Below are 25,185 nucleotides of genomic sequence, written 5' to 3'. Positions count from 1 at the left end.
GCATCAGCAGCACGCCGTTAGCTTTACTGCTGCTGGACGAGAAGCACCGGTGTGGGCGAGACGAACACCTTGGCGTGCATCTGCTCGCAGCCGCCGCCCCGACGCATGCCGCGTACCGGGCAGGCGTCGAGGTAATCCAGGCCCACGGCCAGTTTCAGGTGGCGTTCGGGGCGGGCCAGTTCGTTGGTCACGTCGAAGCTGTACCAGGCGTCGTCGAGCCAGGCTTCGGCCCAGGCGTGGCTGGCCAGGTGTTCGCAGTTTTCGCTGTACAGGTAACCCGACACGTACCGCGCCGGGATGCCCAGGCTGCGGGCGCAGGCGAGGAAGGCGTGGGTGTGGTCCTGGCACACGCCGGCGCGCCCGGCGAAGGCCTGCGCGGCGCTGGTGTCCACTTCGGTGGAGCCGGGGGTATAGGTCATGTGCTGGTTGAGGGCGTGCATCAGGTCGATCAAGGCACTGCGGTCGCGACGGCTGAAGCATTGGCGGCGGGCGAATTCGCGCAAGGCCTCATCGGCCTCGGTCAGCCGGGTGAAGCGTAAAAACGGCAGCGCCGACTGGCTCTCGTGCTCGGCCTCGCGTAATTCGTCGATGTCCACCTGGCCCCGGGCGCCAATGATGATGGCTTCGTGGGGTTCGTCCAGGGTCAGCACGTGGAGGATGTTGCCGAACGGGTCCAGTTGCGCGCGCACCGGGCGCGGCAGGTCCAGTTGCCAACTCAATACGTGCTGGCGCTCGCTGTCGTGGGGCGTGAGGCGCAGGTACTGGATGCTGGCGCGCACCTGGTCGTCGTAGTGGTAGGTGGTTTCGTGGCTTATGGAGAGTCTCATGCAGCCTCCAGGTAGGAACGGTGAATGGCGTTGCCCAACTGGCGCACCAGTGGGATGAACTCGGTCAGCCAGGCGTGCAGGCCTTCGTCGAGGATTTCGTGGATACCGGTGTAGCGCAGGCGCGCGTCCATTTCCGCCGCCAGGCGTTGGGCCGGGCGGCCGTTGGTGCCGGGCAGGCTGGCGAGGATTTGGTCGATTTCTTCGGTGCAGGCGCGTAACGAGCGCGGGACGTCGGCGCGTAACAGCAGCAGTTCGGCCACATGCCGCGCGCCGGGGGCGTCGCGGTAGATCTCGGTGTAGGCCTCGAACGAGGACAGCGCCCGCAACAACGCGCTCCACTGGTAATAGGCATGGGCGGTGCCGTCGCTCACCGCTTCGGCCTGGTCGCCGGCCATCTCGTAACGCGCATCGAGCAGGCGCAGGGTGTTGTCGGCCCGTTCGATAAAGGTGCCCAGGCGTATGAAGCGAAAGGCATCGTTGCGCATGATGGTGCCGTAGGACGCCCCGCGGAACAGGTGGGAACGTTCCTTGATCCACTCGCAGAAACGGCTCATGCCGTAGCGCCCCAGACCTTGCTCGGCGATGCCGCGAATTTCCAGCCAAGTGGCGTTGATGTTTTCCCACATGTCGGCGGTAATCCGCCCACGCACCGCGTGGGCGCTGGCCCGCGCCGCGCCCAGGCAGCTGTAGATGCTGGCGGGGTTCTCCGCGTCCAGGGCGAAGAAATGCAGCAGGCGTTCGGCGTGCAATTCGCCGTGGCGTGCCAGGTAATCGTCCAGGGTGCCGGTAATCAGCAACGGCATCGCCAGTTCATGCAGGCCATCGCCGCGCCCGTCCTGGGGCATCAGCGACAGCGAATAACTGACATCGAGCATCCGCGCGAGGTTTTCCGCCCGCTCCAGGTAACGCGACATCCAATACAAATCCGAGGCAGTTCTACTCAACATGGCAAGCTTCCTTCAATCCTCGACCACCCAGGTGTCCTTGGTACCGCCGCCCTGGGACGAGTTCACCACCAGGGAGCCCTCGCGAAGGGCCACGCGGGTCAAGCCGCCGGGTACGACCCGGGTTTCGCGGCCAGACAAGACAAACGGGCGCAAGTCGATATGGCGCGGCGCAATGCCGTTTTCGACGAACGTCGGGCAGGTGGACAGCGACAGCGTGGGTTGCGCGATATAGGCGTGGGGCTTGGCCTTGATCCGCTCGCGGAAAGCTTCGATTTGCGCCGCCGTGGACGCCGGCCCCACCAACATCCCATAGCCACCCGAGCCTTGGGTTTCCTTGACCACCAGGTCTGGAAGATTGGCCAGCACATGGGAAAGCTCCGAGGGGTTGCGGCACTGCCAGGTCGGCACGTTCTTCAGAATGGGCTCTTCGTCCAGGTAAAAACGGATCATGTCGGTGACGAAGGGGTACACCGACTTGTCGTCCGCCACCCCGGTGCCGATGGCATTGGCCAGTACCACGTTGCCGCAGCGATAGGCCGCCAGCAGGCCCGGCACGCCGAGCATGGAGTCCGGGTTGAAGGCCAAGGGGTCGAGAAAGGCGTCGTCCAGGCGCCGGTAAATCACGTCAACGGCCTTCGGGCCGTCGGTGGTGCGCATGAACACGCGGTCGTCGCGCACGAACAGGTCGGCGCCCTCCACCAGTTCCACGCCCATTTCCCGGGCCAGGAACGCATGCTCGAAAAACGCGCTGTTGAAGCGCCCGGGGGTCAGCACCACGACGCTAGGGTCGTCCAACGGGCTAGAGCTTTTCAGGGTGTCGAGCAACAGGTTGGGGTAGTGGTCGATGGGGGCGATGCGCTGGGCGGCGAACAGCTCGGGGAACAGGCGCATCATCATCTTGCGGTCTTCGAGCATGTAGCTCACGCCGCTGGGGGTGCGCAGGTTGTCTTCGAGCACGTAGTAGGTGCCGTCGCCGTCGCGCACTAGGTCCACTCCGGAAATATGGGAGTAAATGTCGCGGTGCAGGTCCAGGCCCTGCATGGCCAACTGATACTGCTCGTTGGCCAGCACCTGCTCGGCCGGAATGATCCCGGCCTTGATGATGCGCTGCTCGTGGTAGAGGTCGGCCAGGAACATGTTCAAGGCCTTGACCCGCTGGATGCAGCCGCGCTCGACCACGCGCCATTCGCTGGCGGGGATGCTGCGCGGGATGGTGTCGAAGGGAATCAGGCGCTCGGTGCCCTGCTCGTCGCCATAGAGGGTGAAAGTGATGCCGGCCCGATGAAATAGCAGGTCGGCCTCCCGACGCCGCTGGGCCAGCAGTTCATCCGGTGTTTCGGCCAACCAGCGGGCGAACTCCCGGTAATGCGGGCGCACTAGGCCGGCGGCATCGTACATCTCATCAAAATAGGTGCGGATCATGCCGTACTCCTTGTCACCAGGACACGAAGGCTTCGCAAGCCTCGTGCCATCGGCATAAACGCTTAAATATCAATCAGTTGGATATACAGCCAGCGATCGGCGCACCATTCCTGTGCAGCAAACGCCTCCCTCTGATCGATCCCGCTTCATTGCGAAGCAATAGCCATAGCTATCAACAGCATAGTCAGAGTTGATTTCACTGCACGCCGGCGCGTCGGGATAATCGCCGCCACTTGCCCCAAAGCGCCCAGGACGGCGGACCGGGTGCCCACGCTCTTCCCTTTTGGCCACCTTCGCGGTGGCTTTTTTTTTGCGCGTCTGTCGCCAGGTTCAGTGCCGCACAAACAAAATCGGCCGACCCGAAGGTCAGCCGATGCCGGTATGTGATGACACTCAGGGTGTTCAGGCCAACCGCCCGCGAACCTCCTGCTTGACGCCCCAACCTTCGAGAATGCCGCCCAGTGGTTCGACCACTGCCTCGAAGTCCTGCTCGAAATCGCCGATGCCGCCGTATGTGGCGTACATCACCTTGCTCAACTCCAGGTGCCAGGCGCCGTCGTCGCGCGCACTGACTTGGGCATTGAGGGATTCACCGCGAAACTGCCTGGCTGCCCGGCGCGCTCCTTCTTCGTCCGGGAAAATGGCGTAAAACTCGATGGGATGGAATCGTGAAAAATCAAAGCCGCCTTCTTTCATGCGGCGCAGCACGCTGGTGCTGAGGTCTTCTTGATAGGCTGTGCTCATGAAACGTCCTCCTCACGATGGATAGACTTTCCGTACTCCCTGCACTGGCGCACGACGGCGGACAGCGATATGGCCCGGTAATGGCCAACGGGAAACAAGCATGTAGCTGACAAGACCGGAACTAGCGATGGACTCGCTGATCTCCGTTGCAGAGTAGCCCGAAGCCATTAGCTCTGCCAACGGGCTATGGTGGGTTTTTTAACCGGGGCTGGTCGGTAGAACACTGATGATTTCGATGCTGTTCTGCTCTTTCAGGCTCTTGAGCGTCGGGTCATCGGCGCGCCCTTCCAGGTCATTGAGGGGCAAGGCGTCGAGCGCGGGAAACAAGCGGGCCCGGATCAGCTTGGCCGCCTCTTCATGACTGGGCGGACCGACGCACTCGAACACCTCGACATTGGGTTCACCGTGATCGTCGACATAGGTGACATTCCACTTTTGCATCAGCGCCTCCTCGATAAACCCCAAAGTGGGCTCACAGTATCTCGACCGGCCCCACGCCCGATTCGTTCAACCCGCCCCACAGCAAAAGACCGCCACGGGGGCGGTCTTGGGCGGGCACGTTGCGCCCTTACTTCTCGGCGCGTTCCTTGAGGGCCTTCAAGGTATTGAACGGCGCCTCGACCACGAACTTGTTGGCCAGCCACGACGGCACGCTGCCGCCCGGCTCGGTGTGGACCTGGTAGGTCACTTCAATCTGGTCCGCGCCCTTAGGCACGAACTTCCAGAAGCCCTCGACCTGGGCCACCCGCACAAAGCCCTTTTCTTCGGGCAGGTAGGTGGGCACGCCTTTGAGCGTGCGGGTCAGGCTGCCATCGGCGCCTTGCTCGGTGGTGATCTGCGTCACCGAATCGCGCGGTGTGACCGGCCATGGCGTATTGAACTGGGTGTAGGTCCAGCTCTGCGCGCCTTCGTGCTTGAGCAGTTTCTGCGACTTGCACTCGTGGATCCAGGCGCAAGCGCCGGCCACGTCTTCCTGCAGACCGCGCAGCTTGTCCATGGAGGTCTTAATCACCGTGACGCCGCGGTAGGCCTTGTACTGAGAGCCTGCGACTTCACTCAGGGAAATCTTGATACCGTCCTCATCCTTGGCGGTTTTCCAGTCCTCAGCTTGGGCGGTGGCCGCCAATAAAACCGTTAAACCACAGCACATTGCCATTCGATGCAGCGAACCCATTGTCTTATTCCTTGTTGTTGAAGTTCCGGTCATGGCTGGCCCTCAGGCCGCCGTCATGTCTTCCCACCAACCGATCAGCCTGATGGCTTCTTCGCGATCACTACCACAGACCTCGACATCCGCCTGAAACGCACCACACACGGGCGGGCGTTCGGGCTGGCCGAAAATCAGGCACAGGTGTTCGACCGACAGGTGCAGGCAACGTTCGCCCGCAGCTTTGCCGTTAGGCATGCCGGGCAACGGTGTACTGATGGAGGGGGCGATGCAGCAAGCGCCACAGCCTTGGCGGCAGTTCATGACGAGGGGTTCCTAGATAACAAGCCAGAGCAGGTGAAACGCGGCACAGGTTACTCGCTAAAACAGCCGTTTGAAATTCCCCGGAACCGGGTTTTTACGCGCAAAGCGCCGTGACCGGGCAGTCGGCGACAAAGGGTCATGGCCAGAACGCGCAACGGCGGTGATGGGCTACTGCTTGAACTCGAAGTCCAGGGCTGCGCCTTCCACATCGCGGCGCTCGTCATTGCGTAATTGCAGGCCCATTTCGTTGCTGAGCAAGCGCCCGTTGAGCTGGAAGGGGCTGTCGTCCTTGGGTTTTTCGTTGAACAACGGCGGCAGCAGTGGCTCGCGCTTGACCAGCGAGGGCAGCGCGCCCAGTGGCTGCAAGTGGCGAACCATGTCCTGGGGCAAGCTCAGGTCCAAGTGCGCCGGCACCAACGGGGTTTTCGCCAGTTCGCTGGCAGACTTGGATTTAGCCGCGACCGGCGCACGTTTGCGCGTGGGCCGAGGCTTGGGCTTGGCGGCGGTATTTTTCGGGGAGACCGTTTTTTTCGCGCCGACCCCAGCCGGGTTCACTGTGGTGCTAGCGGTGGACTTCTCCTGGCCGCTGGCCGCCAGCACGGTGCCCACATTGAGGGCACTCAACAGGCCGACCAATAACCAAACAGCGGGAAAACTCGGTTTCATAGACCTGACAGCATTAACGGCAGAGGGCCATATGCTGGCCTGTTGAACACTTGATGACAAGCGCGCCGGCTCAATCGCCCGCTCAAAGCCCCGCAAAACCGCCGGTGGTTTCCTGGCACAGTTGGCTGGCCAGCATGCCCAAGGTCATCAAGGTGCGCTCCGCCTCACGGTTCCAGGGCGTGGCGCAGTTGAGGCGGATGCAGTGGTTGAACTGCTCGGTGTTACTGAAAATCAGCCCAGGTGCAATGCTGATGCCCTGCTGCAACGCCCGCACATGCAGCTCCTGGGTGTTGACCCGCCCCGGCAAACTGACCCACAGGATAAAGCCGCCCGTAGGCCGGGTCATTTGCGTACCTTCGGGAAAATGCTGCTGCACCGCCAGTTGAAAGGCGCTGAGGTTCTTGCGGTACTCCTGGCGGATGTAGCGCAGGTGGCGGTCGTAGCCGCCGTTTTCCAGATACGCGGCGATGCCCATTTGTGTGACGCTGCAGGCCGAATGGGTACTGAACGTCTGCAAACGTTGGATTTCCTGCTGGTATTTGCCGGCAATCATCCAACCGATGCGCACCCCCGGCGACAGGGTTTTGGAAAAGCTCGAACAGTAGATCACCCGGTCCAGTCGATCGTAGGCCTTGAGGGACTTGGTGCGCCCCTGCTCGAACATCAGTTCGCCATAAATATCGTCTTCGACGATCTGGATATCGAAATCCGAGGCCAGGCGCAGGAGTTGCTTCTGGCGCTCTTCCGGCATGGTCCCGCCCAAGGGGTTGCTCAGGCGCGTGGTCAGCACCAGGGCCTTGATTGGCCACTGGTTGGCCGCCAATTGCAGGGCCTCCAGGCTCATGCCGGTGGAGGGGTCGCTGGGGATCTCGATGACCTTAAGCCCCAGCAGGTCCGCCAGTTGCAGCAGGCCGTAATAGGTCGGCGACTCGGCGGCGATCAGATCGCCGGGGCGGGTCAGCACCCGCAGCGACATCTGCAAGGCATCGACACAGCCGTGGGTGATAACGATTTCCGAAGGGTCGACCACCACCCCGGCATCGCGCATGCGGATCGCCACCTGGCGGCGCAGCGGTTCGAACCCGGGGCTGAACATGTAGCTGAAGGCCCGCGGGCTATGGAAACGGGTGACCTTGGCCAGTTGCTGGTGCAACGCCCTTACCGGCAGGTAATCCACGCTGGGCACCGCCGCCCCCAGAGGAAACACGCCTTCGCGGCGCGACTCGACCAACACCTGCTGGATGATACTGCTGCGGGTGACCAACCCCGGCCGCTCGACCCGCGCGATATCCGGGGTAGGCGCCGTCAGTGCTGGCGTCTGGTGCACGTAGTAACCCGACTGCGGCCGTGCGCGGATCAGGCCCTGGTCTTCCAGGTTGGCATACGCCTGCAGCACTGTGGCATGGCTGACATTGAGCTGCGAACTCATCTTGCGCACCGACGGCACGCGCTCGCCGGGCTGATAGACACCGCGCCGAATGTCCTCGGCCAACTGCTGGGCGATACGTTGGTAGAGCAAAAGGTTGGTCATGACGCGGTACTCGGCTTACGGGCCTATTATTTTTGTGGGACGTAACACCGGCACAGTTTAGAAGTGTACGGGCACAGTTGCCACAATAGTCGAGCAGCCAAGGCAGTGACAGGAAAAACTGGACGGTTTGCGCTGTTGTTCACAGGTGCAAACCCGCGCATCAGTGGCAGGTTTACCCTGTGGGCGCGGGTTTGGTCCGCTCCCACAGGCTCGTTCAGTGTTTTTTTTGGAGGGCCGGATTTAGCGGGCGGCGCCGAGTTGGCCTTTTTCGTCGGAAAAGACGATTTCCACCCGGCGATTCTGGGCACGGCCGCGCTCGGAAGCGTTGGCTTCCACCGGGTATTCATCGCCATAGCCTTCGACCTGGATGCGTTTTTCTTCGATGCCCAGGTCGATCAGTACGTCCGCGACCGCTTGGGCGCGGTCGCGGGACAGTTTCAGGTTGTCCTGGCGCCCGCCCGTGCTGTCGGTGTAACCCTCGATGCGCACCACGCGCTTTGGGTTCAGTTGCAAGAACTGCACGAGTTTGAGCACGGTACGGTTGGCTGAGCTTTTCAGGTCGGCCTCGCCGGTGTCGAACAACACGTCGCCCAGGGTCATCACCAAGCCGCGGTCAGTCTGGGTGGTGGCCAGGCTGATGATCTGCTCTTCCAGCCACTTGCCCTGCTGCTGCACGCTGAGCAACTTGGCCTCGCGCAAAGCCAGTTGCAGGCGTTGGCGCTCCAGTTCCAGCTTGGCGGCGCGCTCCTGGTTGAGCACCTGCTCGGTGTGCTCCAGGGCGATGTCGCTGTAGCGCTGGCTCAGGTAGGCGTAATGGGCCACGTCTTCGCCACTGCCCCAGTAACTGGAGAGACGATCGGCACGGGCCAGGGATTCACCGGCGCGGATCACATCCTTGGGCGCGATGCGCAGCACATTGGAGTCTTCCTTGACCTTCTGGAACTGGGTCGCTGCCTGTTGCAGCGCCGCATCACTGTGCTGGCCGGCGCAGCCGAAAAGGCTGGCGCAACTGGCCAGGAGCACACCGCCCATCACGCTTTTATTCAGGCTCATTGGGCGTCTCCCAACTGCTTGCGCAAGCGCGTGATACGGGTGTTAAGCACATTCAACTGCTCGCGGCTCTTGAGGGTCAGGACCCGCGCTTCGGCCAGGCGGGCGTCCAACTCGGCCTGTTCAGCCTGCATGCGGGCGTCCTTGAAGGACTGATCGGACATCTCGGCCCGCGCGCGCAGCAATTTATCTTCGGCCAGTTTCAACTCGGCCACGTCCTCGGGCATGGCGCCCACGGCCTTGGCCTGTTCCAGGGCTTGCTCGGTCAAACGCATTTGTTCATTCGGCGCCGGATCGGCTGCACAACCCGCCAGAGCCAGAACGGCCAGGGCAGCGAAAAGAGGTCGAATACTCACTAAAAATCCCTACTGATTTGGGGCGCTGGCGGGTTGCTTCTGCTGGGCCTTCCAGCGCTCGATATTGCGCTGCAGCACAGCCTGCGCCAGGCCGGACGCTGGCAATTCTGTCATCTTTTTGGCCAACTGTCCGCGCAACCATGGATCGTTGCAGGCCGAGTTATGGGAAACCGCCAGGAACAACCCCGGCTGATCCACTGCTTGCCCGTGGGCCAGGAGGTCGTCGGCCATGCCCAGGGTCTGGGCCATGGCCATTCCCGCATAGCGCCCGGCCAGGACGTATTCCACTTCGCCCAGCAGCAATTTCTGCAAGGCCTGGGTCAGGTTGGGGGTGCGCACCAGGGCCAGGTTTTGCTCGGCGAACAGTTCAAAATCCTGGGTAAGCCGGGCCTTTTGCGACAAGGCCCCGGAGTGGCCCTGTAAGTCTGAAGCCTGGCTGTAGACCAGCGGCGAATCCTTGCGGGTCCAGACCAGATAGTCGTTGCGTACCAGCGGTGGGTGCACGTAGTCCAGGGCGGCCAGTTCATTAACCGTCAACGGTGCGTCCAGCAGCAGGTCCATGCGCCCGCTGCGCACTTCGTCCAAGGCCTGGGCCCGTTTGCCGGCGTACAACACTTCGACCTTAAGCCCCAGCTCACCGGCCACTTGCTGCATCAGGTCGGCACTGGCGCCGATCAAATGTTTGGGGTCTTGCGGGTCCTGCCACAGGTAGGGCGGGGCATCCGGGCTGCCAGTCACCACCAGCCGCTCGCATTTACCGGCCGCGCCCGCCAGTACCGGCAACAGGCCCAACCCCACCAGCAACGACATTCCGCCCAAGCGTCGCAACGCCATGCCTACCTCCCCACCCACAGTGAACACAATAAAAAAAGCCCGACCATAAGGCCGGGCTCTTTATAAGTGAAGCGACTGGTTTAAACCAGCTTCTCCAACTCAGGTACAGCTTCAAACAAGTCAGCTACTAGGCCGTAATCAGCCACCTGGAAGATCGGTGCTTCTTCGTCCTTGTTGATCGCGACGATCACTTTGGAGTCTTTCATACCGGCCAAATGCTGAATCGCGCCGGAGATACCGACAGCGATGTACAGCTGTGGCGCGACGATCTTACCGGTCTGGCCAACCTGCATATCGTTAGGCACGAAGCCTGCGTCCACGGCCGCACGGGAAGCACCCACAGCAGCCCCCAGCTTATCGGCCAGGGCGTAGAGGTGCTTGAAGTTGTCGCCGTTCTGCATGCCACGGCCGCCGGAAACGACGATCTTGGCAGCGGTCAGCTCAGGGCGGTCGGACTTGGCCAGCTCTTCGCCAACGAAGGACGACTTGCCCGCGTCGTGCGCAGCACCAACGGCTTCAACCGCGGCCGAACCGCCCTCGGCGGCAACCGGGTCGAAACCGGTGGCACGCACGGTGATGACTTTCACCGAGGCCGAGGATTGCACGGTAGCAATGGCGTTACCGGCGTAGATCGGGCGCTTGAAGGTGTCGGCCGATTCTACCGAGATGATCTCGGAGATCTGGTCAACGTCCAACTGAGCGGCAACGCGCGGCAGGATGTTTTTGCCGTTGGAAGTCGCGGCAGCCAGGATGTGGCTGTAGCCAGCGCCCAGTTCGGCAACCAGCGGCGCGACGTTTTCCGGCAACTGGTGGGCATAGGCAGCGTTGTCGGCCAGCAGCACCTTGGACACACCAGCCACTTTCGCAGCGGCTTCAGCCACGGCGCCAGCGTTGGAGCCCGCTACCAGGATGTGAATGTCGCCACCGATTTTCGCAGCCGCAGCCACAGTGTTCAGCGTGGCCGGGGCCAGCACTTTGTTGTCGTGTTCAGCAATAACCAAGATAGTCATTTAGATTACCTTCGCTTCGTTTTTCAGTTTCTCGACCAGTTCAGCCACCGACTTGACCTTGATACCCGCGCTGCGTGCAGCCGGCGCTTCGACTTTCAGGGTCTTGTTGGTGGAGGCGGTGGAAACGCCCAAAGCGTCCGGAGTCAGCACTTCCAGAGGCTTCTTCTTGGCTTTCATGATGTTTGGCAGGGACGCGTAGCGCGGCTCGTTCAAACGCAGGTCGGTGGTGACGATCGCTGGCAGGCTCAGTGAGACTGTTTGCGCGCCGCCGTCGATTTCGCGGGTGACTGCAACCTTGTCGCCCGCCACTTCGACTTTCGACGCGAAGGTGCCCTGGCCGAAACCGGTCAGCGCCGCCAGCATCTGGCCGGTCTGGTTGTTGTCGCTATCGATGGCCTGTTTACCCAGGATCACCAGTTGCGGCTGCTCCTTATCGACCACAGCCTTGAGCAGCTTGGCCACGGCCAGGGAGTTCAGTTCATCGGCGGATTCGACGAGGATGGCACGATCGGCACCCAGGGCCAGTGCGGTACGCAGTTGCTCTTGGGCAGTGGACGGACCAATGGAGACGACGACGATTTCAGTCGCTACACCTTTCTCTTTCAGGCGTACCGCTTCTTCCACTGCGATTTCGCAGAAAGGGTTCATCGACATCTTGACGTTAGCGAGGTCGACGCCGGAGTTGTCCGCTTTGACGCGAACCTTGACGTTATAGTCGACCACTCGTTTGACAGCTACAAGAACCTTCATGGATTCCTCGTTACTCTCCGGTGAAAAGAAAGTCGCCTAGGCGAACCTGGCGGTTGATGCTTATCGGCGCAAGGGCACCTCTAAAAACGCCGGCATATTGAACGGGGGACTGTGCCCGCAAGGCGGATGACCATTCGTCAGTAGTGACTGACAAGTCATTCCCTTTCGCGGTGTGTAAACTGCGCGCCAAACCACGCGCCTATGTCACCTGATGCTGCCTTCGCCCTGTCTTTAGAGGTGCTCTTGAAACCAACAGCCAGCCTACGGCGAGCGCAAAACCGACCGTATCTTGACCGGAACGCCTATTCCGGTCAATACGGCAAAATGGTCAGTTATAAGCCGCGCTTCTTTGATTTATCTGGCTTCCAGCAAATTCAAACAAACGTTTGTATTGGACGCTGAGAGTGGTGTAGATATAATGCGCCGCTTAGAGAGACAGGTGGGTCATCCATTGCTTGCCCCCCTTGAGTGCGGCGTCATAAAGCGGTAGCCCAAACAACGGATGCAACACCAAACCTCCAATTAGAAAAAACTGTGAGCCTTGAGTAGGAGAGAGCCTGTGGAACGCGAATACATGGAATTCGACGTAGTCATCGTCGGAGCCGGCCCCGCTGGCCTGTCTGCCGCCTGCCGTCTGAAGCAAAAGGCCGCGCAAGCGGGCCAGGAAATCAGCGTCTGTGTGGTCGAAAAAGGCTCGGAAGTCGGTGCGCACATCCTGTCGGGCGCCGTGTTTGAACCCCGGGCCCTGAACGAACTGTTCCCGGACTGGAAGGAACTGGGCGCACCGCTGAACACGCCAGTGGTACGCGATGACATTTATGTACTGCGCAGTGCCGAGAACGCTACCAAAGTTCCCGACTTCTTTGTGCCCAAGAGCATGCACAACGAAGGCAACTACATCATCTCCCTGGGCAACCTGTGCCGCTGGCTGGCCCAGCAGGCCGAGAACCTGGGCGTGGAGATCTACCCAGGCTTCGCTGCCCAGGAAGCGCTGTTCGACGAAAACGGCGTGGTGCGCGGCATCATTACCGGCGACCTGGGCGTAGACCGCGAAGGCCAGCCCAAGGAAGGCCTGTACACCCCCGGCATGGAACTGCGTGGCAAGTACACGCTGTTCGCCGAAGGCTGCCGTGGCCATATCGGCAAGCAACTCATCAAGCGTTTCGACCTGGGCAGCGACGCCGACGCCCAGCACTACGGCATCGGCCTGAAGGAAATCTGGGAAATCGACCCGGCCAAGCATCAGCCAGGCCTGGTAATGCACACCGCCGGCTGGCCGCTGGACATCATGAGCAACGAGAACACCGGTGGCTCGTTCCTTTATCACCTGGAAAACAACCAAGTGGTGGTCGGCCTGATCGTCGATCTGTCCTACAGCAACACCTTCCTGTCGCCGTTCGATGAGTTCCAGCGCCTCAAGCATCACCCCGTGCTCAAGCAGTACCTCGAAGGCGGCAAGCGCATCAGCTACGGCGCCCGCGCACTGAGTAAGGGCGGCCTGAATTCGCTGCCGAAAATGGTCTTCAAGGGTGGCGCGCTGATCGGTTGCGACCTGGGCACCATGAACGTCGCCAAGATCAAGGGCAGCCACACGGCCATGAAGTCCGGCATGCTCGCCGCCGACGCCGTGGCCGATGCGCTGCTGGCCGGCGGCGAAGGCGCTGACGAGCTGACCAGCTACGTCGATGCGTTCAAGGCCAGCTGGCTCTACGAGGAACTCTTCGCCACCCGCAACTTCGGCCCGGCGATGCACAAGTTCGGCCCGATCCTGGGCGCCGGGTTCAACTGGTTCGACCAGAACATCCTGGGCAGCAAGATCCCGTTCACCCTGCACGACACCAAGCCGGACTACGCCTGCCTCAAGCTGGCCAAGGACAGCAAGAAGATCGACTACCCCAAGCCCGACGGCAAACTGAGTTTCGATAAGCTCAGCTCGGTATTCCTCTCCAGCACCAACCATGAAGAAGAGCAGCCCTGCCACTTGAAACTGGCCGACCCGAGCATCCCGATCAACCAGAACCTGCCGTTGTACGACGAACCGGCGCAGCGCTACTGCCCGGCCGGCGTATACGAAGTCATCACCAAAGAAGACGGCGAAAAGCGCTTCCAGATCAACGCCCAGAACTGCGTGCACTGCAAGACCTGTGACATCAAGGACCCTGCGCAGAACATCACCTGGGTCACGCCCGAAGGCGCTGGCGGCCCGACTTACCCGAACATGTAAGCCGCACGCTTGAACATCGAGGCTCCCGCATGGGGGCCTTTTTGTTGCCCGCCGCTTTAGCGCCCGCCTACGACGCCACCCGCTCCGCCCCCGGGTTACGCTCGAAATAGCGCTTGTACTCACGGCTGAACTGCGAGGTGCTCTGATACCCCACGCGGTGGGCCGCCTGAGCCACGCCCATGCCTTCGGCCACCAGCAATTGCTGGGCCTTGAGCAAACGCAGGCGTTTGAGGTACTGCACCGGCGACAACAGGGTGCTGCGCTTGAAATGCTCGTGGAAGGTCGATGCGCTCATGTTCGCGTAGCGCGCCAGGGTTTCCACATTCAGCGGCTCGGCATAGTGCTCGTGCAAATGGCTGAGGGACGCGGCGACCCGGGCAAATTGCCCCTGCTGTTCCACCAGCGCCCGCAGCACATCGGCCTGGGGCCCGCGCAGCGCGACGAACAACAGCTCGCGCAAACGGGCGCTGCCCATCACCTGGCATTCCAGCGGATCGTGCAGGCAGCGCAACAGCCGCTCGACGCAACCGCGCATGCTGTCATCGAGCACCGCCGAGCTCATGGACTCCAGGGTTTGCGCCGCCACGGGGCCTCCCTCGTCGCGGCCCATCGCCAACACCAACTCGCCGAGCACGGCGCGGTCGATGCCGATCGCCAAGCCCAATAAAGGCGCATCCGCCGAGGCGAAGGTTTCGCACTCGAACGGCACCGGCAACGCCTGGATCAGGTAATGGCCAGCGCCGTATTCCAGGGTGCGCGGGCCCAGATACGCCAGTTTGCTGCCCTGCACGATAACCATCAGGCTCGGCTCGTAGATCTGTGGCCCGCGCGCCACATCCCGGCTGGCGCGCAGCAATTGCACGCCCGGCACGGCGGTGGGAATGAAGCCATCGCGGGTAGCAAGCGGCGCGAGCAAGGCAACCAACGTGGCATTGGCGTCCAAATGACGGGTCAACAACATGGCACAGGCTTCAGGCAAAAAATGAGGCGCCCATCATCGCAGGTCTGCTGGCCGTTGCCGCGCGCCACGGGGCGAATCCGGAGGAATAGGCAAGAGAGCCGGAGTATTCGCCCTGTCGAGCCGGGCCACCGGCGCGCAAAATAACCCGCCTCAACAGTCAACGCATCTGCGAGGTTCTTCATGTACACAGCCATCGGTTACGCCGCCCAGTCCGCGACCACTCCCCTCGCCCCCATGACCTTCCAACGCCGCAGCCCGCGCCCCGACGACGTGGCCATCGAAATCCTCTACTGCGGCGTGTGCCACTCCGACATCCATCAGGCGCGCAACGAGTGGGGCATCGCCGTATACCCGCTGATGCCGGGCCATGAAATCGTCGGCAAGGTCACCGCCATCGGCGCCCAGGTCACGGCCCACAAGGTCGGCGACCTGGTGGGCGTGGGTTGCATGGTCGATTCCTGCCGCCACTGCGACGCCTGCCACGCCGACCTGGAGCAGTACTGCCTCGAAGGCCCGACCATGACCTACGCCACCCCGGACCGGGTCGATGGCAGCAACACCATGGGCGGTTACTCCGACAGCATCGTGGTCAGCGAGCGCTTTGTGGTGCGCATCCCGGCCAAGCTGGACCTGGCCAGCGCCGCGCCGATCCTTTGCGCCGGCATCACCACCTACTCGCCCCTCAAGCACTACGGTGTCGAGCCCGGTGACAAGGTTGGCATCCTCGGTATGGGTGGCCTGGGCCATATGGGCATCAAGTTCGCCAAAGCCATGGGCGCAGAAGTGACCCTGTTCACCCGTTCCGCCAGCAAGGCTGAAGAAGCGCGGCGCCAGGGTGCGGACCATGTGATCGTATCCACCGACGCCGCGCAGATGGCTGCCGCCGCAGGGCAGTTCGACTTCCTGCTCGACACCATCCCGGTGCAGCACGACCTCAACCCCTACCTGCAAACCCTGCGCTTTGACGGTGTGCATATCCTGGTCGGGCTGATCGAACCGGTGAACCCGCCGATCCACGCCGCACACCTGGTGACCCAGCGCCGCGTACTGGCAGGCTCATTGATCGGCGGCATGGCCGAAACCCAGGAAGTGCTGGATTTCTGCGCCGAGCACAACATCACCTGCGACATCGAAATGCTCGACATCCGCCAGATCAACGAGGCCTACACCCGCATGATCGCCGGCGATGTGAAGTACCGCTTCGTGATCGACATGGCCACGCTCAAGGGCTGAACCGGCCGATAGAAAAGCTGCGTTTGTTCTGACCTCATCGCGGGCAGGCTCGCTCCCAACCCGGACGGCTTGCTCGCGATGGCCGTGGCCCTGCCAACACAGACGCGGTGTCAGCCCTGGGCAAACTCGCGCAGAGAATCCCCCTCCATGCGATAGCGCACCCATTCTTCCTGGGGCTTGGCGCCGATGGATTCATAGAATTTGATCGCCGGCTCGTTCCAGTCCAGCACGCTCCACTCGAAACGCCCGCAACCGTTGTCGCAGGCAATGCGCGCCAGGTGGCGCAGCAGTTTCTTGCCCGCGCCGCCGCCACGCTGCTCCGGGTTGATGTACAGGTCTTCGAGGTACAGGCAATTGCTGCCCAGCCAGGTCGAGTAGCTGAAAAAGAACACCGCGAAGCCGATCGGCAAACCGTCGCGCAGGCAAATCAGGCCATGGGCCGTGGCGCCTTCGCCGAACAGGCTGCGCTGGATGTCGGCGACGCTGGCAATGACTTCGTGGCGGGCCTTCTCGTAATCCGCAAGCTCAGTGATAAAGGAAAGGATTTGCTGGGCGTCACTGGGCAACGCCGGGCGGATTTCGATGGTCATGGACGATCCTGGCAAAAATTCAAAAGGCGATGCTAATGCAGTTTGCCGACCTGGCGCAGCTCAATTTCAGCGGCGAATGGCAGAACCTTCGCAGCAGGATCAGCACCGCCCGTCGCCCGCCCGGCACCCCACCGGCCAGCGGCTGACCAATTGAAGGTAACCCCCTGACATTGGAGACGACACCATGAATCGCTCACTCCTTACAAACCTGGCCCTGGCCGGCCTGCTGTCCTCGGTTTCCCTGGCCTCGTTCGCCGGTTCCACCGGGCCGACCAACCCGGTCGATTCGCCAACGCCGCCCACCACCCAGGGCTCGACACCGTCGATGGACACCGGCGGCGCCATGGATAACGGCGGCCTGCCTCCATCCACCGGCACCGACCCGCGGGTGCAGGGTAACGACAGCGGCCGCCAGGGCGGCGCGCCCGATCCGGAAAACGGCAAGATGGGCAGCGGCTCGAAAACCACCACCGGCGGTTCCGGCTCCGAAGGCAACGGCGCCGCTCAGTAAGCGCCAGGCCCCTGGCTCAGGGTTCCAGGCCGATGGGGAAGAACACCCCGGCGCTCCACACCCCGAGCCAGTTCTGGCCATCGATGGGGCGGCTCACCGCCAGCTCCACCAATTGGTAGAAGACGTTGCGGTGGATCAGCGCTTCCAGATTGCTGCGTACCAGCACGTAGGGCGCTGGCTCCTGGCTCGCAGGATCGATCACCACCCGCAATGGGTGTTCGGCATCGGCGGCGAAGGATTCTTCGACATTGCTGGTAAAACGCAACACTTGGCTCTCGCCCTGCCCTTCAACCTCCAGGGTCACGGCAATGAACGGCGCGTCATCGACCTTGATCCCGACTTTTTCCACAGGGGTAATCAGGAAGTAGTCATCGCCGTCGCGGCGCAGGATGGTGGAGAACAACTTGACCATCGGCTTGCGGCCAATGGGCGTGCCCTGGTAGTACCAGGTGCCGTCGCGGGCGATGCGCATATCGATATCGCCGCAGAACTCGGGATTCCACAGGTGCACCGGCGGCAGGCCCTTGGCCTTGGGGATCTGGGCGAACAGGTCGAGGGCTTTTTGCGTGTCGCTCATGGAGGCTCCGGGGGCCGCGCTCAGTCGCTCAGGCCCAGCAGGCTGCGCGCGTACTGGCGCAGGGGTTGGCCGAGCAGGTCTTGCGGCGTGTTGTCATGGAACGTCAGTAAACCGCCACGGCTGCGGATGCGCGCCGTGTCGATCAGGTATTGGGTACTGGTCTCGATCAGCATGATCTGAATCACACCGGTGTCCACCCCTAGGCGATCCACGGCTTCCTGGTCGGCCCATTCATCGTAGTTGCCGATGCGGTCTTCGGCCTTGGCGAAGCGGGTGTAGAGCAGGTAATGGGCGCCGGCGGCGCGAGCCTCGGTCATTGCCTCGTCCAGCCCTTCGGGGGCACGGGCGCGGCGCACCATGGGGAAATACTCGACGAAGCTGTTGAACGCCTCTTCGGCCACCACATTGGGCCGCGGGTAAGCGCTGCCCGGCGGGACGAACGCGCCCTGGGCGATAAACACGAAGGAATCGGGTTGGATGCGCACGGAGCTGGTGCGGCGGGTATCGCTGTGGTCCAACAGGCCCGCATCGCTCATGTGGTAGCGAGCGCCCTCGCCCAGGTCACTGACATTCATGCAGCCACCAAGCGCCAAAACGGCCAGCAGCAAAACCAGGCTACGCATCCTACCCTCCAGAGGCCGGTGACGGAAAACCGGCGAATGGGCACCAGATGCAGCTTCCGGGCCAGCCTGCCTGGGCCTCAGCCGCCAATGATCTTCATCACCGTCGCGCCGCCGGAGAACGCCACTTCCTGCTTGTCGTCCAGGGCTTTCATCAGCAGCCGCTGCAACGCGGGCAGGGCCTGGTGGCGCGGTTTGTCCAGCAAGTCGCCGATGTAGTGGCGGTTGCTCGACGACAGGCAGCCATGCAGCCAACCGGTGGACGACAGACGCAAGCGCGAACAGGTCCGGCAAAACGGCACGCTTTCATTGGCAATCACACCGAAGAAGCCATGGCCCGGTACTTCGTAGCGCACCGCAGTGGCGTCCACCGGGGCGTCGGCTTGCAAGTATTCGTAGCGTTCGCCAATCAAGCCCAGCAACTGCTGGAGGCTGACAAACTGCTGCAGGAAGCTATTGCCATCGCTGGCCAGGTGGCCCATGCGCATCAACTCGATGAAGCGCAACTCGTAGCCACGCTCCAGGCAGTAGTCGAGCAGCGGCATCACCTGGTCCAGGTTCTGCCCGCGCAACGGCACCATGTTGACCTTGACCTTCATCCCGGCGGCCTTGGCCTGGGCCATACCGTCGAGCACGGTGGGTAGGTCGCCGCCCCGGGCGATGGCGCGGAAGGCTTGCGGGTCGAGGGTGTCGAGGGAAACGTTGATGCGGCGGATGCCGGCCTGCACCAGGGAGGGCAACTTGCGCGTCAGCAACTGGCCATTGGTCGTCAGGCTAATGTCCGCCAGGCCCATCTGCCCCACGGCCGCCATGAACGCTTCCAGCTTGGGGCTGACCAGTGGTTCGCCGCCGGTGATGCGCAAACGCTCGATGCCTGCCGCCTCGATCAGGTACGCCACGCCCCGGGCCATGGCCTCGGCCGACAGTTCATCCTGCGCAGCCACCAGCCGCTTGCCGTTGGGCACGCAGTAGGTACAGGCATAGTTGCAGGCTGAAGTCAGGCTGATACGCAAATTGCGAAAACGCCTGCCTTGACGGTCAACGATCATGAAGCACTCCGGCGGAAGAAAAATCGGAACCGGCAAAACCTGACTTATAAATCAGATTTTAGCAAGTCCCATGCCTGAGTATAAGCTGGGGAGGTTCGCGCCACGTAGCTCAATGATGGCGCAATAAAGCACTTGAATGGCTCAACTGCCCGGGGCGTCGGTGTCGCGCTTGCGCTTGTTGCCCATGCGCACACCGATATCCATCAGGAACTGGAAGAAGCCTTCCTGGTCTTCCAGCACATTGCTCCAGAACGGCGAGTGGTACAGCGCCACGGCGCCGTGGACCAGCGCCCAGGACGCGCAATAGTGGAAATACGGCGGCACGTCTTCGAGCTTGCCCTCGCTGATGCGGCCCTTAATCAACAGGGTCAGGCGCTCGAAGTTCGAAGCACGGATCTTGTGCAATTCTTCGACCATCTCCGGAACCTGGTTGCCCTTGACCACCTTCTCTTCCAGGCGATCGAACAAGCGATAGCGCTGCGGGTCGCGCATGCGGAACTCAAAGTAAGCCCGGGACAGGGCTTCCTTATCCTTGTCCACATCGGCAGAGTGCAGCAGCTCATTCAGGTCGCGCTCGTAATCGAGCATCAAGCGCAGGTAGATCTCCGCCTTAGACTTGAAGTGCTTGTAGATCGTGCCTTTGCCGATACCCACGGCATCAGCGATCATCTCGACGGTGACACTGTCTTCACCTTGTTCGAGGAACAGCTTGAGCGCGGTATCGAGAATTTCTTGCTCGCGGCGACGAAACTCACGGACCTTACGAGGTTCTTTGTGCATAAGAAAAGGTCTGTAGGGGTCAAAATCGAAGCCGCGTATTATGCCTAACTTGCGCCAAATTGCACGGATCATCCGACCATGACTACGTTTCTTGATGAATTTGTACAGGCTCCCGGCCTGCGTTATTTGAACCACGCGGCCGTTGCGCCCTGGCCCAATCGCGCCGCATTAGCCGTCACCCGCTTCGCCCAGGAGAACGTTTTGCTCGGCGCCAGGGACTATCCGGACTGGATGGTACTGGAACAACGCCTTCGCGAACGCCTTACCCGCCTGCTCAACGCACCGGCAACGGATGACGTGGCGCTGGTCAAAAATACATCAGAAGCCCTCTCTTTCGTAGCCTTCGGTTTGAGCTGGAAAAACGGCGACCAGATCGTCATCAGCGACGAAGAATTCCCCTCCAACCGCATCGTCTGGGAAGCCCTGGCCGGGCAAGGGGTGGAAGTGGTGCAAGTCAGCCTCAAGGGCGATGACCCGGAAGCCGCGCTGCTGGCGGCCTGCGGGCCGCGCACGCGGCTGATGTCGGTCAGCGCCGTGCAGTTCGCTAGCGGCCTGCTGCTGGACCTGCGACGCCTGGGGGCCGGCTGCAAGCAGCGCAACGTGCTGTTTTGTATTGACGCGATCCAGCAACTGGGCGCCCTGCCCTTCGATGTGCAGGCCTATCAATGCGACTTCGCCATGGCCGACGGCCATAAGTGGATGCTCGGCCCAGAAGGCCTGGGGGTGTTCTATTGCCGTGCCGAGTTGCGCGAACAACTCAAACTGCATGAATTCGGCTGGCACATGCTCGAACACATGGGCGACTACAGCCGCACCGCGTGGGAACCGGCGCAAAGCGCACGGCGTTTTGAATGCGGCAGCCCCAACATGCTCGGGGCCATGGCGCTGGAGGCCAGCCTGTCGCTGCTCGAAGACGTGGGCATGGAAGAAGTCGCCCGGTTAATCGCCGAACGGGTGCAGTGGTTGCAAGACGGTTTGAGCGCCATTCCCGGGGTGCGCTTGCACAGCCCGCTGAATCCGGCGCGTCGGGGCGGGATTTTCTCGTTCAGTATCGATGGCATCGATAATCAGCAGCTATGGCGGCAGTTGATGGCGCAACAGGTGGTGTGCATCCCCCGTGGTGAGGGTGTGCGTTTTTCCCCGCATTTCTATACAGAAAAGCGCGTAATCGACGAAACTCTCGCAATTGTCGCTACCCTGGCGCGGCAATGAGAACTCAAGCGAAGCGCGCGTATTCCAAATCTGTTTAAGAAATAGCCAGCGCAAACTGGACGCAACGCCATTGTGATCAATACTTGAGCTGTCGACGCGGCATCTCCCCCAAGTGTCGCGGCGATGAAGGTACCAACGGACCGCGTGCCTTTGTTTTACTCCTAATGGTCTTAACCCGGATTCACCCCCCAGAACCCGGGTTTTTTTTGCCCGCGATTTACCTTAGAACGGCTTGACCCGAGCCAGCGGGAACAACCGCTGGAAGTTCTCGCTGGTTTGGCGGGCAAACGCATCAAAGGGCTGGCCGCGCAGCATCGCCAGATACTGCGCCACTTCCCGCACGTACTGCGGCAAGTTGGGCTTGCCCCGGTACGGAATGGGGGCCAGGTAAGGCGAGTCGGTCTCTACCAGCAGGCGATCGGCCGGCACCTGGCGCGCCACATCGCGCAAGGCCTCGGCATTCTTGAAGGTGACAATCCCCGACAGCGAGATGTAGAAGCCCAGGTCCAGCGCGGCTTTGGCCATGTCCCAGTCTTCTGTGAAGCAGTGCAGCACGCCCGCTTGGGGCAACGCTGCTTCGCGCAGCAGGGCCAGGGTGTCGGCCCGCGCGCCACGGGTGTGGACGATCACCGGTTTGCCGGTTTGCTGGGCGGCCTCCAGGTGCAGGCGGAATGAGGCTTGCTGCAACTCGGCGGCTTCAGGTTCGTAGTGGTAATCCAGGCCCGTCTCGCCAATGGCCACGACACGCGGGTGGTTGAGCTCACGCAGCAGCCAGTCCAGCGCCGGCGCGGCGCCGGGCTGAACGTCGAGCGGGTGAACACCCACCGAACAATCGACATCGTCATAGCGCTCGGCCAGTGCCTTGACGTCGGCCGCGTTGTCGACACTGACGCCAATGCACAGGAAATGCCCGACGCCACATTGGCGGGCAGCATCCAGTGCTGCGTCCAGGGAGCCGCCGTGGGCAGCCAGGTCGAGGCGGTCGAGGTGGCAGTGGGAATCTACAAGCATAAAAAGTCGCAACTCGGTTCTGTGGATAAAAAAGCGCCGCGGGCGGCGCCGATCAACGGCGGCCGAGCAACCCCACCCATTGCACCAACAGGGCTTCGAGCAACAACACCCGATTGAGGTTGGCCTTACCCAGGACTTTCTGGCGCTGGGCGAGGATCCAGTCCTGGATCTCCAGGACCTTGCCCTGCGGGCTCTTTTGCGCCAGGTACTGCACAACCTTGCGCATGTCGGCCAGGCCCAGGCCAGCCTCGTCGTGGGTCAGTTGATAACGCAGGATCAGGCTCGACCAGTCGCAGAACCAGTCGAACAGCAGTAACAACGGGATGGCATTCCAGCCCTCGGCCAATTGGGTCGGCGATTGCTGTTGTTTGAGCAGTTTCTTCACCCCTTCAACCACCAACGCCCGCTGCTCGCGCACGCCCTGGGCCTGGAGGTTGACCGCCAACAGCGGCGAGCCGGCGGCCAGGGTCAGGAGTTCACCACGCTCATCCGTTGTGCAGTCGGGCAACGCCTGGGCCAGCCATTGCAGGCTCATGGCTGGGCTCGGCAACGGGCACGCCTGCTGCACGCAGCGGCTCTTGACCGTGGGCAGCAAGCGGCTTGGCTGGTGGCTGACCAGCAGCAGCACCGTGTCGCCGGAGGGTTCTTCGAGGCTTTTGAGCAAGGCGTTGGCTGCGTTGTGGTTCATCGCCTCCACCGGCTCGATCAACACCACTTTGCGCCCGCCCATTTGCGCGGTCTGCACCACGAAACTCACCAGGTCACGGACCTGATCGACCTTGATCGCCTTGTCCGCCTCTTCCGGCTCCAGAATGTAGTTGTCCGGATGGCTACCGGCCTTGAGCAGCAGGCAGGATTTGCACTGGCCGCAAGCCTCCAGCCCCTCGGGTCGTTGGCACAACAGGCTGGCCATCAGGCGTTCGGCCAGGGCGCGCTTGCCGATACCCATGGGGCCGTGCAGCAAATAAGCGTGGGCGTGCTGGCTGCGGCCGGCCAATTGCTGCCAGAGGCTGTCCTGCCACGGATAGGCTTCAGCCACGATGGCGCTCCAGCAGGGTCGGCACCAGGGCATCCAGCGCACGTTGAACCTGCGCCAGGGGTTGAGCGGCGTCCACCAGCAGGTAGCGCGCCGGGTCCGCCTTGGCTCGGGCGAGGAACGCGCTGCGAACCGCGTCGAAAAACAGCCGATCTTCCAGCTCGAAGCGGTCCAGCCGCCCACGGGCGCTGGCCCGGGCCATGCCGATTTCCACCGGCAGGTCGAACACCAGCGTCAGGTCCGGGCGCAGATCGCCCTGAACGAACGTTTCCAGCGCCGCGATACGCTCCACGGACAAACCGCGGCCGCCGCCTTGATAGGCGTAAGTGGAGTCAGTAAAGCGATCACACAGCACCACCGCGCCCCGTGCCAGCGCCGGGCGGATCACTTGTGCCAAGTGCTGGGCCCGTGCGGCGAACACCAGCAGCAGCTCGGTGTCCGGGTTCATCACTTCATCGATGGGCGCCAGCAGCACCTCGCGGATGCGTTCGGCCAGCGGTGTGCCGCCCGGTTCGCGGGTCAGTAACACTTCAATGCCGGCGGCGCGCAGGCGCTCGGCCAGGTATTCGCGGTTGGTGCTTTTGCCGGCGCCTTCCGGGCCTTCCAGCGTGATAAACAAACCAGTCACGGGCAGTCCTTAATCAATGTCATTGCGGGCTTTGCGGCGGGTTGGCGTCCAGCGCGGGCTCATCATCCTGGGGCGGCACGACGCCTTCAGGAGCAGCCTGCGGCACCTGCAGTGGCGCCGGACTGGAGCGGTAGTCGGCACGACGCTTGAGCTGATACTCGTGCACGGCGGCGTTGTGCGCATCCAGGTCGTCGGAGAACACATGGCTGCCATCGCCACGGGCGACAAAGTACAGGCTGCTGCCAGCAACCGGGTTGAGCGCGGCGTTGATTGCTTCGCGCCCGACCATAGCAATGGGCGTCGGCGGCAACCCGAAGTTGGTGTAAGTGTTGTACGGCGTTGGTTCGCGCAGGTGGGAGCGGGTCAGCTTGCCGTTGTAGCGCTCGCCGAGGCCGTAGATCACCGTCGGGTCGGTTTGCAGCATCATGCCGGTGCGCATGCGGCGCACGAACACCCCGGCAATCTGCCCGCGCTCCTGGGGCACACCGGTTTCCTTCTCCACCAGCGAGGCCATAATCAGCGCCTGATAGGGCTGGGTGTAGGGCAAGTCGGCAGCGCGCCGGCTCCACTCCTTGGCCAGCACCTCCTCAAGACGCTCGTAGGCTTTTTTCAGCAACTCGGCATCGCTCATGCCGCGCACGAAACTATAGGTGTCGGGAAAGAACCGTCCCTCGGGGAACACCCCGCCATGGCCCAGTTTTTCCATCACTTCGCTGTCGCTCAGCCCCGCCAGGGTCTGCTCCAACTTGTCGTTCTTGCTCAGGGCGGAGCGCACCTGGCGGAAGCTCCAACCCTCAACCAGGGTCAGGCTGTATTGCACCACTTCGCCGCGCTGCCACAGGCCAATCAAGCCCTGGGCGGTCATGCCCGGCAGCATGCGGTACTCACCGCTGTGCAAAGGCTGGCCAGCAAGGTTAAAACGCCAGTACAGGCGCAGCCAGAAAGCATCCTCAAGCACGCCATCGGCTTGCAGGCGATTGAAGGTTCCCGTGGGGGTCGAACCGGCCGGGACTTCCAGCAGTTCTTCGGTAGCCAGGTTCAGCGGCTGCTCCAGTGCCGAATACAGCTTCCAGGCAGAAGCGCCCAGCAGCAAGCCTGCCAGAACCAGTCCGGTTTCCAGCAGCAGCAAAAATTTACGTCTCACG

At 62.2% G+C, this 25,185-nt stretch carries 28 protein-coding genes; 4 read left to right on the top strand and 24 right to left on the bottom strand.

Features of this window, described 5'->3' with window-relative positions; genetic code table 11:
- Positions 1–23 precede the first annotated feature (23 nt).
- The 14 genes from AC19YT_RS15345 to AC19YT_RS15280 all read right to left on the bottom strand — a co-directional run bounded on the left by AC19YT_RS15345 (position 24) and on the right by AC19YT_RS15280 (position 11,608).
- Complete coding sequence (locus AC19YT_RS15345; RefSeq protein WP_095110873.1) at positions 24–827, bottom strand: transglutaminase family protein; 804 nt, start codon at positions 825–827, stop codon at positions 24–26.
- Positions 824–1,774 (bottom strand): alpha-E domain-containing protein, encoded by a 951-nt coding sequence (locus AC19YT_RS15340; protein ID WP_095110872.1) that lies wholly within the window; start codon positions 1,772–1,774, stop codon positions 824–826. Before AC19YT_RS15340 ends, AC19YT_RS15345 begins: the two co-directional genes overlap by 4 nt.
- A 12-nt stretch (positions 1,775–1,786) precedes the next feature.
- Positions 1,787–3,196: a circularly permuted type 2 ATP-grasp protein gene (locus AC19YT_RS15335; RefSeq protein WP_095110871.1), complete on the bottom strand. Its 1,410-nt coding sequence runs from the start codon at positions 3,194–3,196 to the stop codon at positions 1,787–1,789.
- A 402-nt stretch (positions 3,197–3,598) separates the two neighbouring features.
- On the bottom strand, positions 3,599–3,940 hold the full coding sequence (locus tag AC19YT_RS15330; protein WP_095110870.1) for a ribonuclease E inhibitor RraB: 342 nt from the start codon (positions 3,938–3,940) through the stop codon (positions 3,599–3,601).
- A gap of 198 nt (positions 3,941–4,138) precedes the next feature.
- Positions 4,139–4,381 carry a hypothetical protein gene (locus AC19YT_RS15325; protein WP_500610548.1) on the bottom strand — a complete coding sequence of 81 codons (243 nt, stop codon included), beginning with the start codon at positions 4,379–4,381 and terminating at the stop codon, positions 4,139–4,141.
- Between the two features lie 127 nt (positions 4,382–4,508).
- Positions 4,509–5,114 (bottom strand): START domain-containing protein, encoded by a 606-nt coding sequence (locus AC19YT_RS15320; RefSeq protein WP_095110868.1) that lies wholly within the window; start codon positions 5,112–5,114, stop codon positions 4,509–4,511.
- A gap of 42 nt (positions 5,115–5,156) precedes the next feature.
- Positions 5,157–5,411, bottom strand: a complete 255-nt coding sequence (locus AC19YT_RS15315) for a YkgJ family cysteine cluster protein (protein ID WP_095110867.1) — start codon at positions 5,409–5,411, stop codon at positions 5,157–5,159.
- A gap of 168 nt (positions 5,412–5,579) precedes the next feature.
- Positions 5,580–6,077 carry a translation initiation factor 2 gene (locus tag AC19YT_RS15310; protein WP_095110866.1) on the bottom strand — a complete coding sequence of 166 codons (498 nt, stop codon included), beginning with the start codon at positions 6,075–6,077 and terminating at the stop codon, positions 5,580–5,582.
- Between the two features lie 82 nt (positions 6,078–6,159).
- Positions 6,160–7,608 carry an aminotransferase-like domain-containing protein gene (locus AC19YT_RS15305; RefSeq protein WP_095110865.1) on the bottom strand — a complete coding sequence of 483 codons (1,449 nt, stop codon included), beginning with the start codon at positions 7,606–7,608 and terminating at the stop codon, positions 6,160–6,162.
- 240 nt (positions 7,609–7,848) lie between these two features.
- A complete protein-coding gene (locus AC19YT_RS15300; protein WP_500610547.1) occupies positions 7,849–8,661 on the bottom strand; it encodes an OmpA family protein in 813 nt (270 codons plus the stop codon).
- A complete protein-coding gene (locus AC19YT_RS15295; protein ID WP_095110863.1) occupies positions 8,658–9,014 on the bottom strand; it encodes a DUF4398 domain-containing protein in 357 nt (118 codons plus the stop codon). The genes AC19YT_RS15300 and AC19YT_RS15295 overlap by 4 nt, the downstream gene beginning before the upstream one ends.
- A gap of 9 nt (positions 9,015–9,023) precedes the next feature.
- Entirely contained in the window at positions 9,024–9,848 is an 825-nt protein-coding gene (locus tag AC19YT_RS15290; protein WP_500610546.1) for a substrate-binding periplasmic protein, read from the bottom strand.
- An 80-nt stretch (positions 9,849–9,928) separates the two neighbouring features.
- Complete coding sequence (locus AC19YT_RS15285) at positions 9,929–10,858, bottom strand: electron transfer flavoprotein subunit alpha/FixB family protein (RefSeq protein ID WP_095110861.1); 930 nt, start codon at positions 10,856–10,858, stop codon at positions 9,929–9,931.
- A complete protein-coding gene (locus AC19YT_RS15280) occupies positions 10,859–11,608 on the bottom strand; it encodes an electron transfer flavoprotein subunit beta/FixA family protein (protein WP_095110860.1) in 750 nt (249 codons plus the stop codon).
- 559 nt (positions 11,609–12,167) lie between these two features.
- Here AC19YT_RS15280 and AC19YT_RS15275 point away from each other — a divergent pair.
- The gene (locus tag AC19YT_RS15275) at positions 12,168–13,832 is read left to right on the top strand and encodes an electron transfer flavoprotein-ubiquinone oxidoreductase (RefSeq protein ID WP_500599151.1); all 1,665 of its coding nucleotides are present in this window, start codon (positions 12,168–12,170) and stop codon (positions 13,830–13,832) included.
- Positions 13,833–13,899: 67 nt separating this feature from the next.
- On the opposite strand, the gene AC19YT_RS15270 is transcribed toward AC19YT_RS15275, so the two are convergent.
- Positions 13,900–14,793: an AraC family transcriptional regulator gene (locus AC19YT_RS15270; RefSeq protein WP_095110858.1), complete on the bottom strand. Its 894-nt coding sequence runs from the start codon at positions 14,791–14,793 to the stop codon at positions 13,900–13,902.
- A gap of 180 nt (positions 14,794–14,973) precedes the next feature.
- Between AC19YT_RS15270 and AC19YT_RS15265 the strand changes: the two genes are divergently transcribed.
- Positions 14,974–16,026, top strand: a complete 1,053-nt coding sequence (locus tag AC19YT_RS15265) for an NAD(P)-dependent alcohol dehydrogenase (protein WP_095110857.1) — start codon at positions 14,974–14,976, stop codon at positions 16,024–16,026.
- Between the two features lie 110 nt (positions 16,027–16,136).
- Here the strand turns inward: AC19YT_RS15265 and AC19YT_RS15260 are convergent, their stop codons facing one another.
- Positions 16,137–16,616, bottom strand: coding sequence for a GNAT family N-acetyltransferase (locus tag AC19YT_RS15260; protein ID WP_095110856.1), 480 nt, complete (start codon positions 16,614–16,616; stop codon positions 16,137–16,139).
- A 184-nt stretch (positions 16,617–16,800) separates the two neighbouring features.
- Here AC19YT_RS15260 and AC19YT_RS15255 point away from each other — a divergent pair, with 184 nt between their 5' ends.
- Complete coding sequence (locus AC19YT_RS15255; RefSeq protein ID WP_095110855.1) at positions 16,801–17,127, top strand: hypothetical protein; 327 nt, start codon at positions 16,801–16,803, stop codon at positions 17,125–17,127.
- A gap of 16 nt (positions 17,128–17,143) precedes the next feature.
- Here the strand turns inward: AC19YT_RS15255 and AC19YT_RS15250 are convergent, their stop codons facing one another.
- The 4 genes from AC19YT_RS15250 to AC19YT_RS15235 all read right to left on the bottom strand — a co-directional run bounded on the left by AC19YT_RS15250 (position 17,144) and on the right by AC19YT_RS15235 (position 20,153).
- The gene (locus AC19YT_RS15250; protein WP_095110854.1) at positions 17,144–17,704 is read right to left on the bottom strand and encodes a DUF1285 domain-containing protein; all 561 of its coding nucleotides are present in this window, start codon (positions 17,702–17,704) and stop codon (positions 17,144–17,146) included.
- A 20-nt stretch (positions 17,705–17,724) separates the two neighbouring features.
- Entirely contained in the window at positions 17,725–18,327 is a 603-nt protein-coding gene (locus tag AC19YT_RS15245) for a DUF4823 domain-containing protein (RefSeq protein WP_500610545.1), read from the bottom strand.
- A 77-nt stretch (positions 18,328–18,404) separates the two neighbouring features.
- The gene (locus AC19YT_RS15240; protein ID WP_095110852.1) at positions 18,405–19,373 is read right to left on the bottom strand and encodes a GTP 3',8-cyclase MoaA; all 969 of its coding nucleotides are present in this window, start codon (positions 19,371–19,373) and stop codon (positions 18,405–18,407) included.
- A gap of 141 nt (positions 19,374–19,514) precedes the next feature.
- Positions 19,515–20,153: a TetR/AcrR family transcriptional regulator gene (locus AC19YT_RS15235; protein ID WP_095110851.1), complete on the bottom strand. Its 639-nt coding sequence runs from the start codon at positions 20,151–20,153 to the stop codon at positions 19,515–19,517.
- A 78-nt stretch (positions 20,154–20,231) separates the two neighbouring features.
- Here AC19YT_RS15235 and AC19YT_RS15230 point away from each other — a divergent pair, with 78 nt between their 5' ends.
- Complete coding sequence (locus AC19YT_RS15230) at positions 20,232–21,365, top strand: aminotransferase class V-fold PLP-dependent enzyme (RefSeq protein WP_500610544.1); 1,134 nt, start codon at positions 20,232–20,234, stop codon at positions 21,363–21,365.
- A 222-nt stretch (positions 21,366–21,587) separates the two neighbouring features.
- Here AC19YT_RS15230 and AC19YT_RS15225 read toward each other — a convergent pair whose 3' ends face one another.
- From AC19YT_RS15225 to mltG, 4 genes are read right to left on the bottom strand one after another with little or no spacing between them, the layout of a single operon-like run.
- On the bottom strand, positions 21,588–22,376 hold the full coding sequence (locus tag AC19YT_RS15225; protein WP_095110849.1) for a TatD family hydrolase: 789 nt from the start codon (positions 22,374–22,376) through the stop codon (positions 21,588–21,590).
- Positions 22,377–22,428: 52 nt separating this feature from the next.
- Complete coding sequence (locus AC19YT_RS15220) at positions 22,429–23,415, bottom strand: DNA polymerase III subunit delta' (RefSeq protein WP_095110848.1); 987 nt, start codon at positions 23,413–23,415, stop codon at positions 22,429–22,431.
- Positions 23,408–24,040 (bottom strand): dTMP kinase, encoded by a 633-nt coding sequence (gene tmk / locus AC19YT_RS15215; RefSeq protein ID WP_095110847.1) that lies wholly within the window; start codon positions 24,038–24,040, stop codon positions 23,408–23,410. Before tmk ends, AC19YT_RS15220 begins: the two co-directional genes overlap by 8 nt.
- 19 nt (positions 24,041–24,059) lie before the next feature.
- Positions 24,060–25,184, bottom strand: a complete 1,125-nt coding sequence (gene mltG / locus AC19YT_RS15210; RefSeq protein ID WP_500610543.1) for an endolytic transglycosylase MltG — start codon at positions 25,182–25,184, stop codon at positions 24,060–24,062.
- Position 25,185: the final 1 nt, after the last annotated feature.

The sequence above is a fragment of the Pseudomonas sp. MF08875 genome, assembly GCF_059862525.1.
Note: the sequence above shows the minus strand (reverse complement) of the source record. Positions and strands in the feature narration are given on the sequence as shown.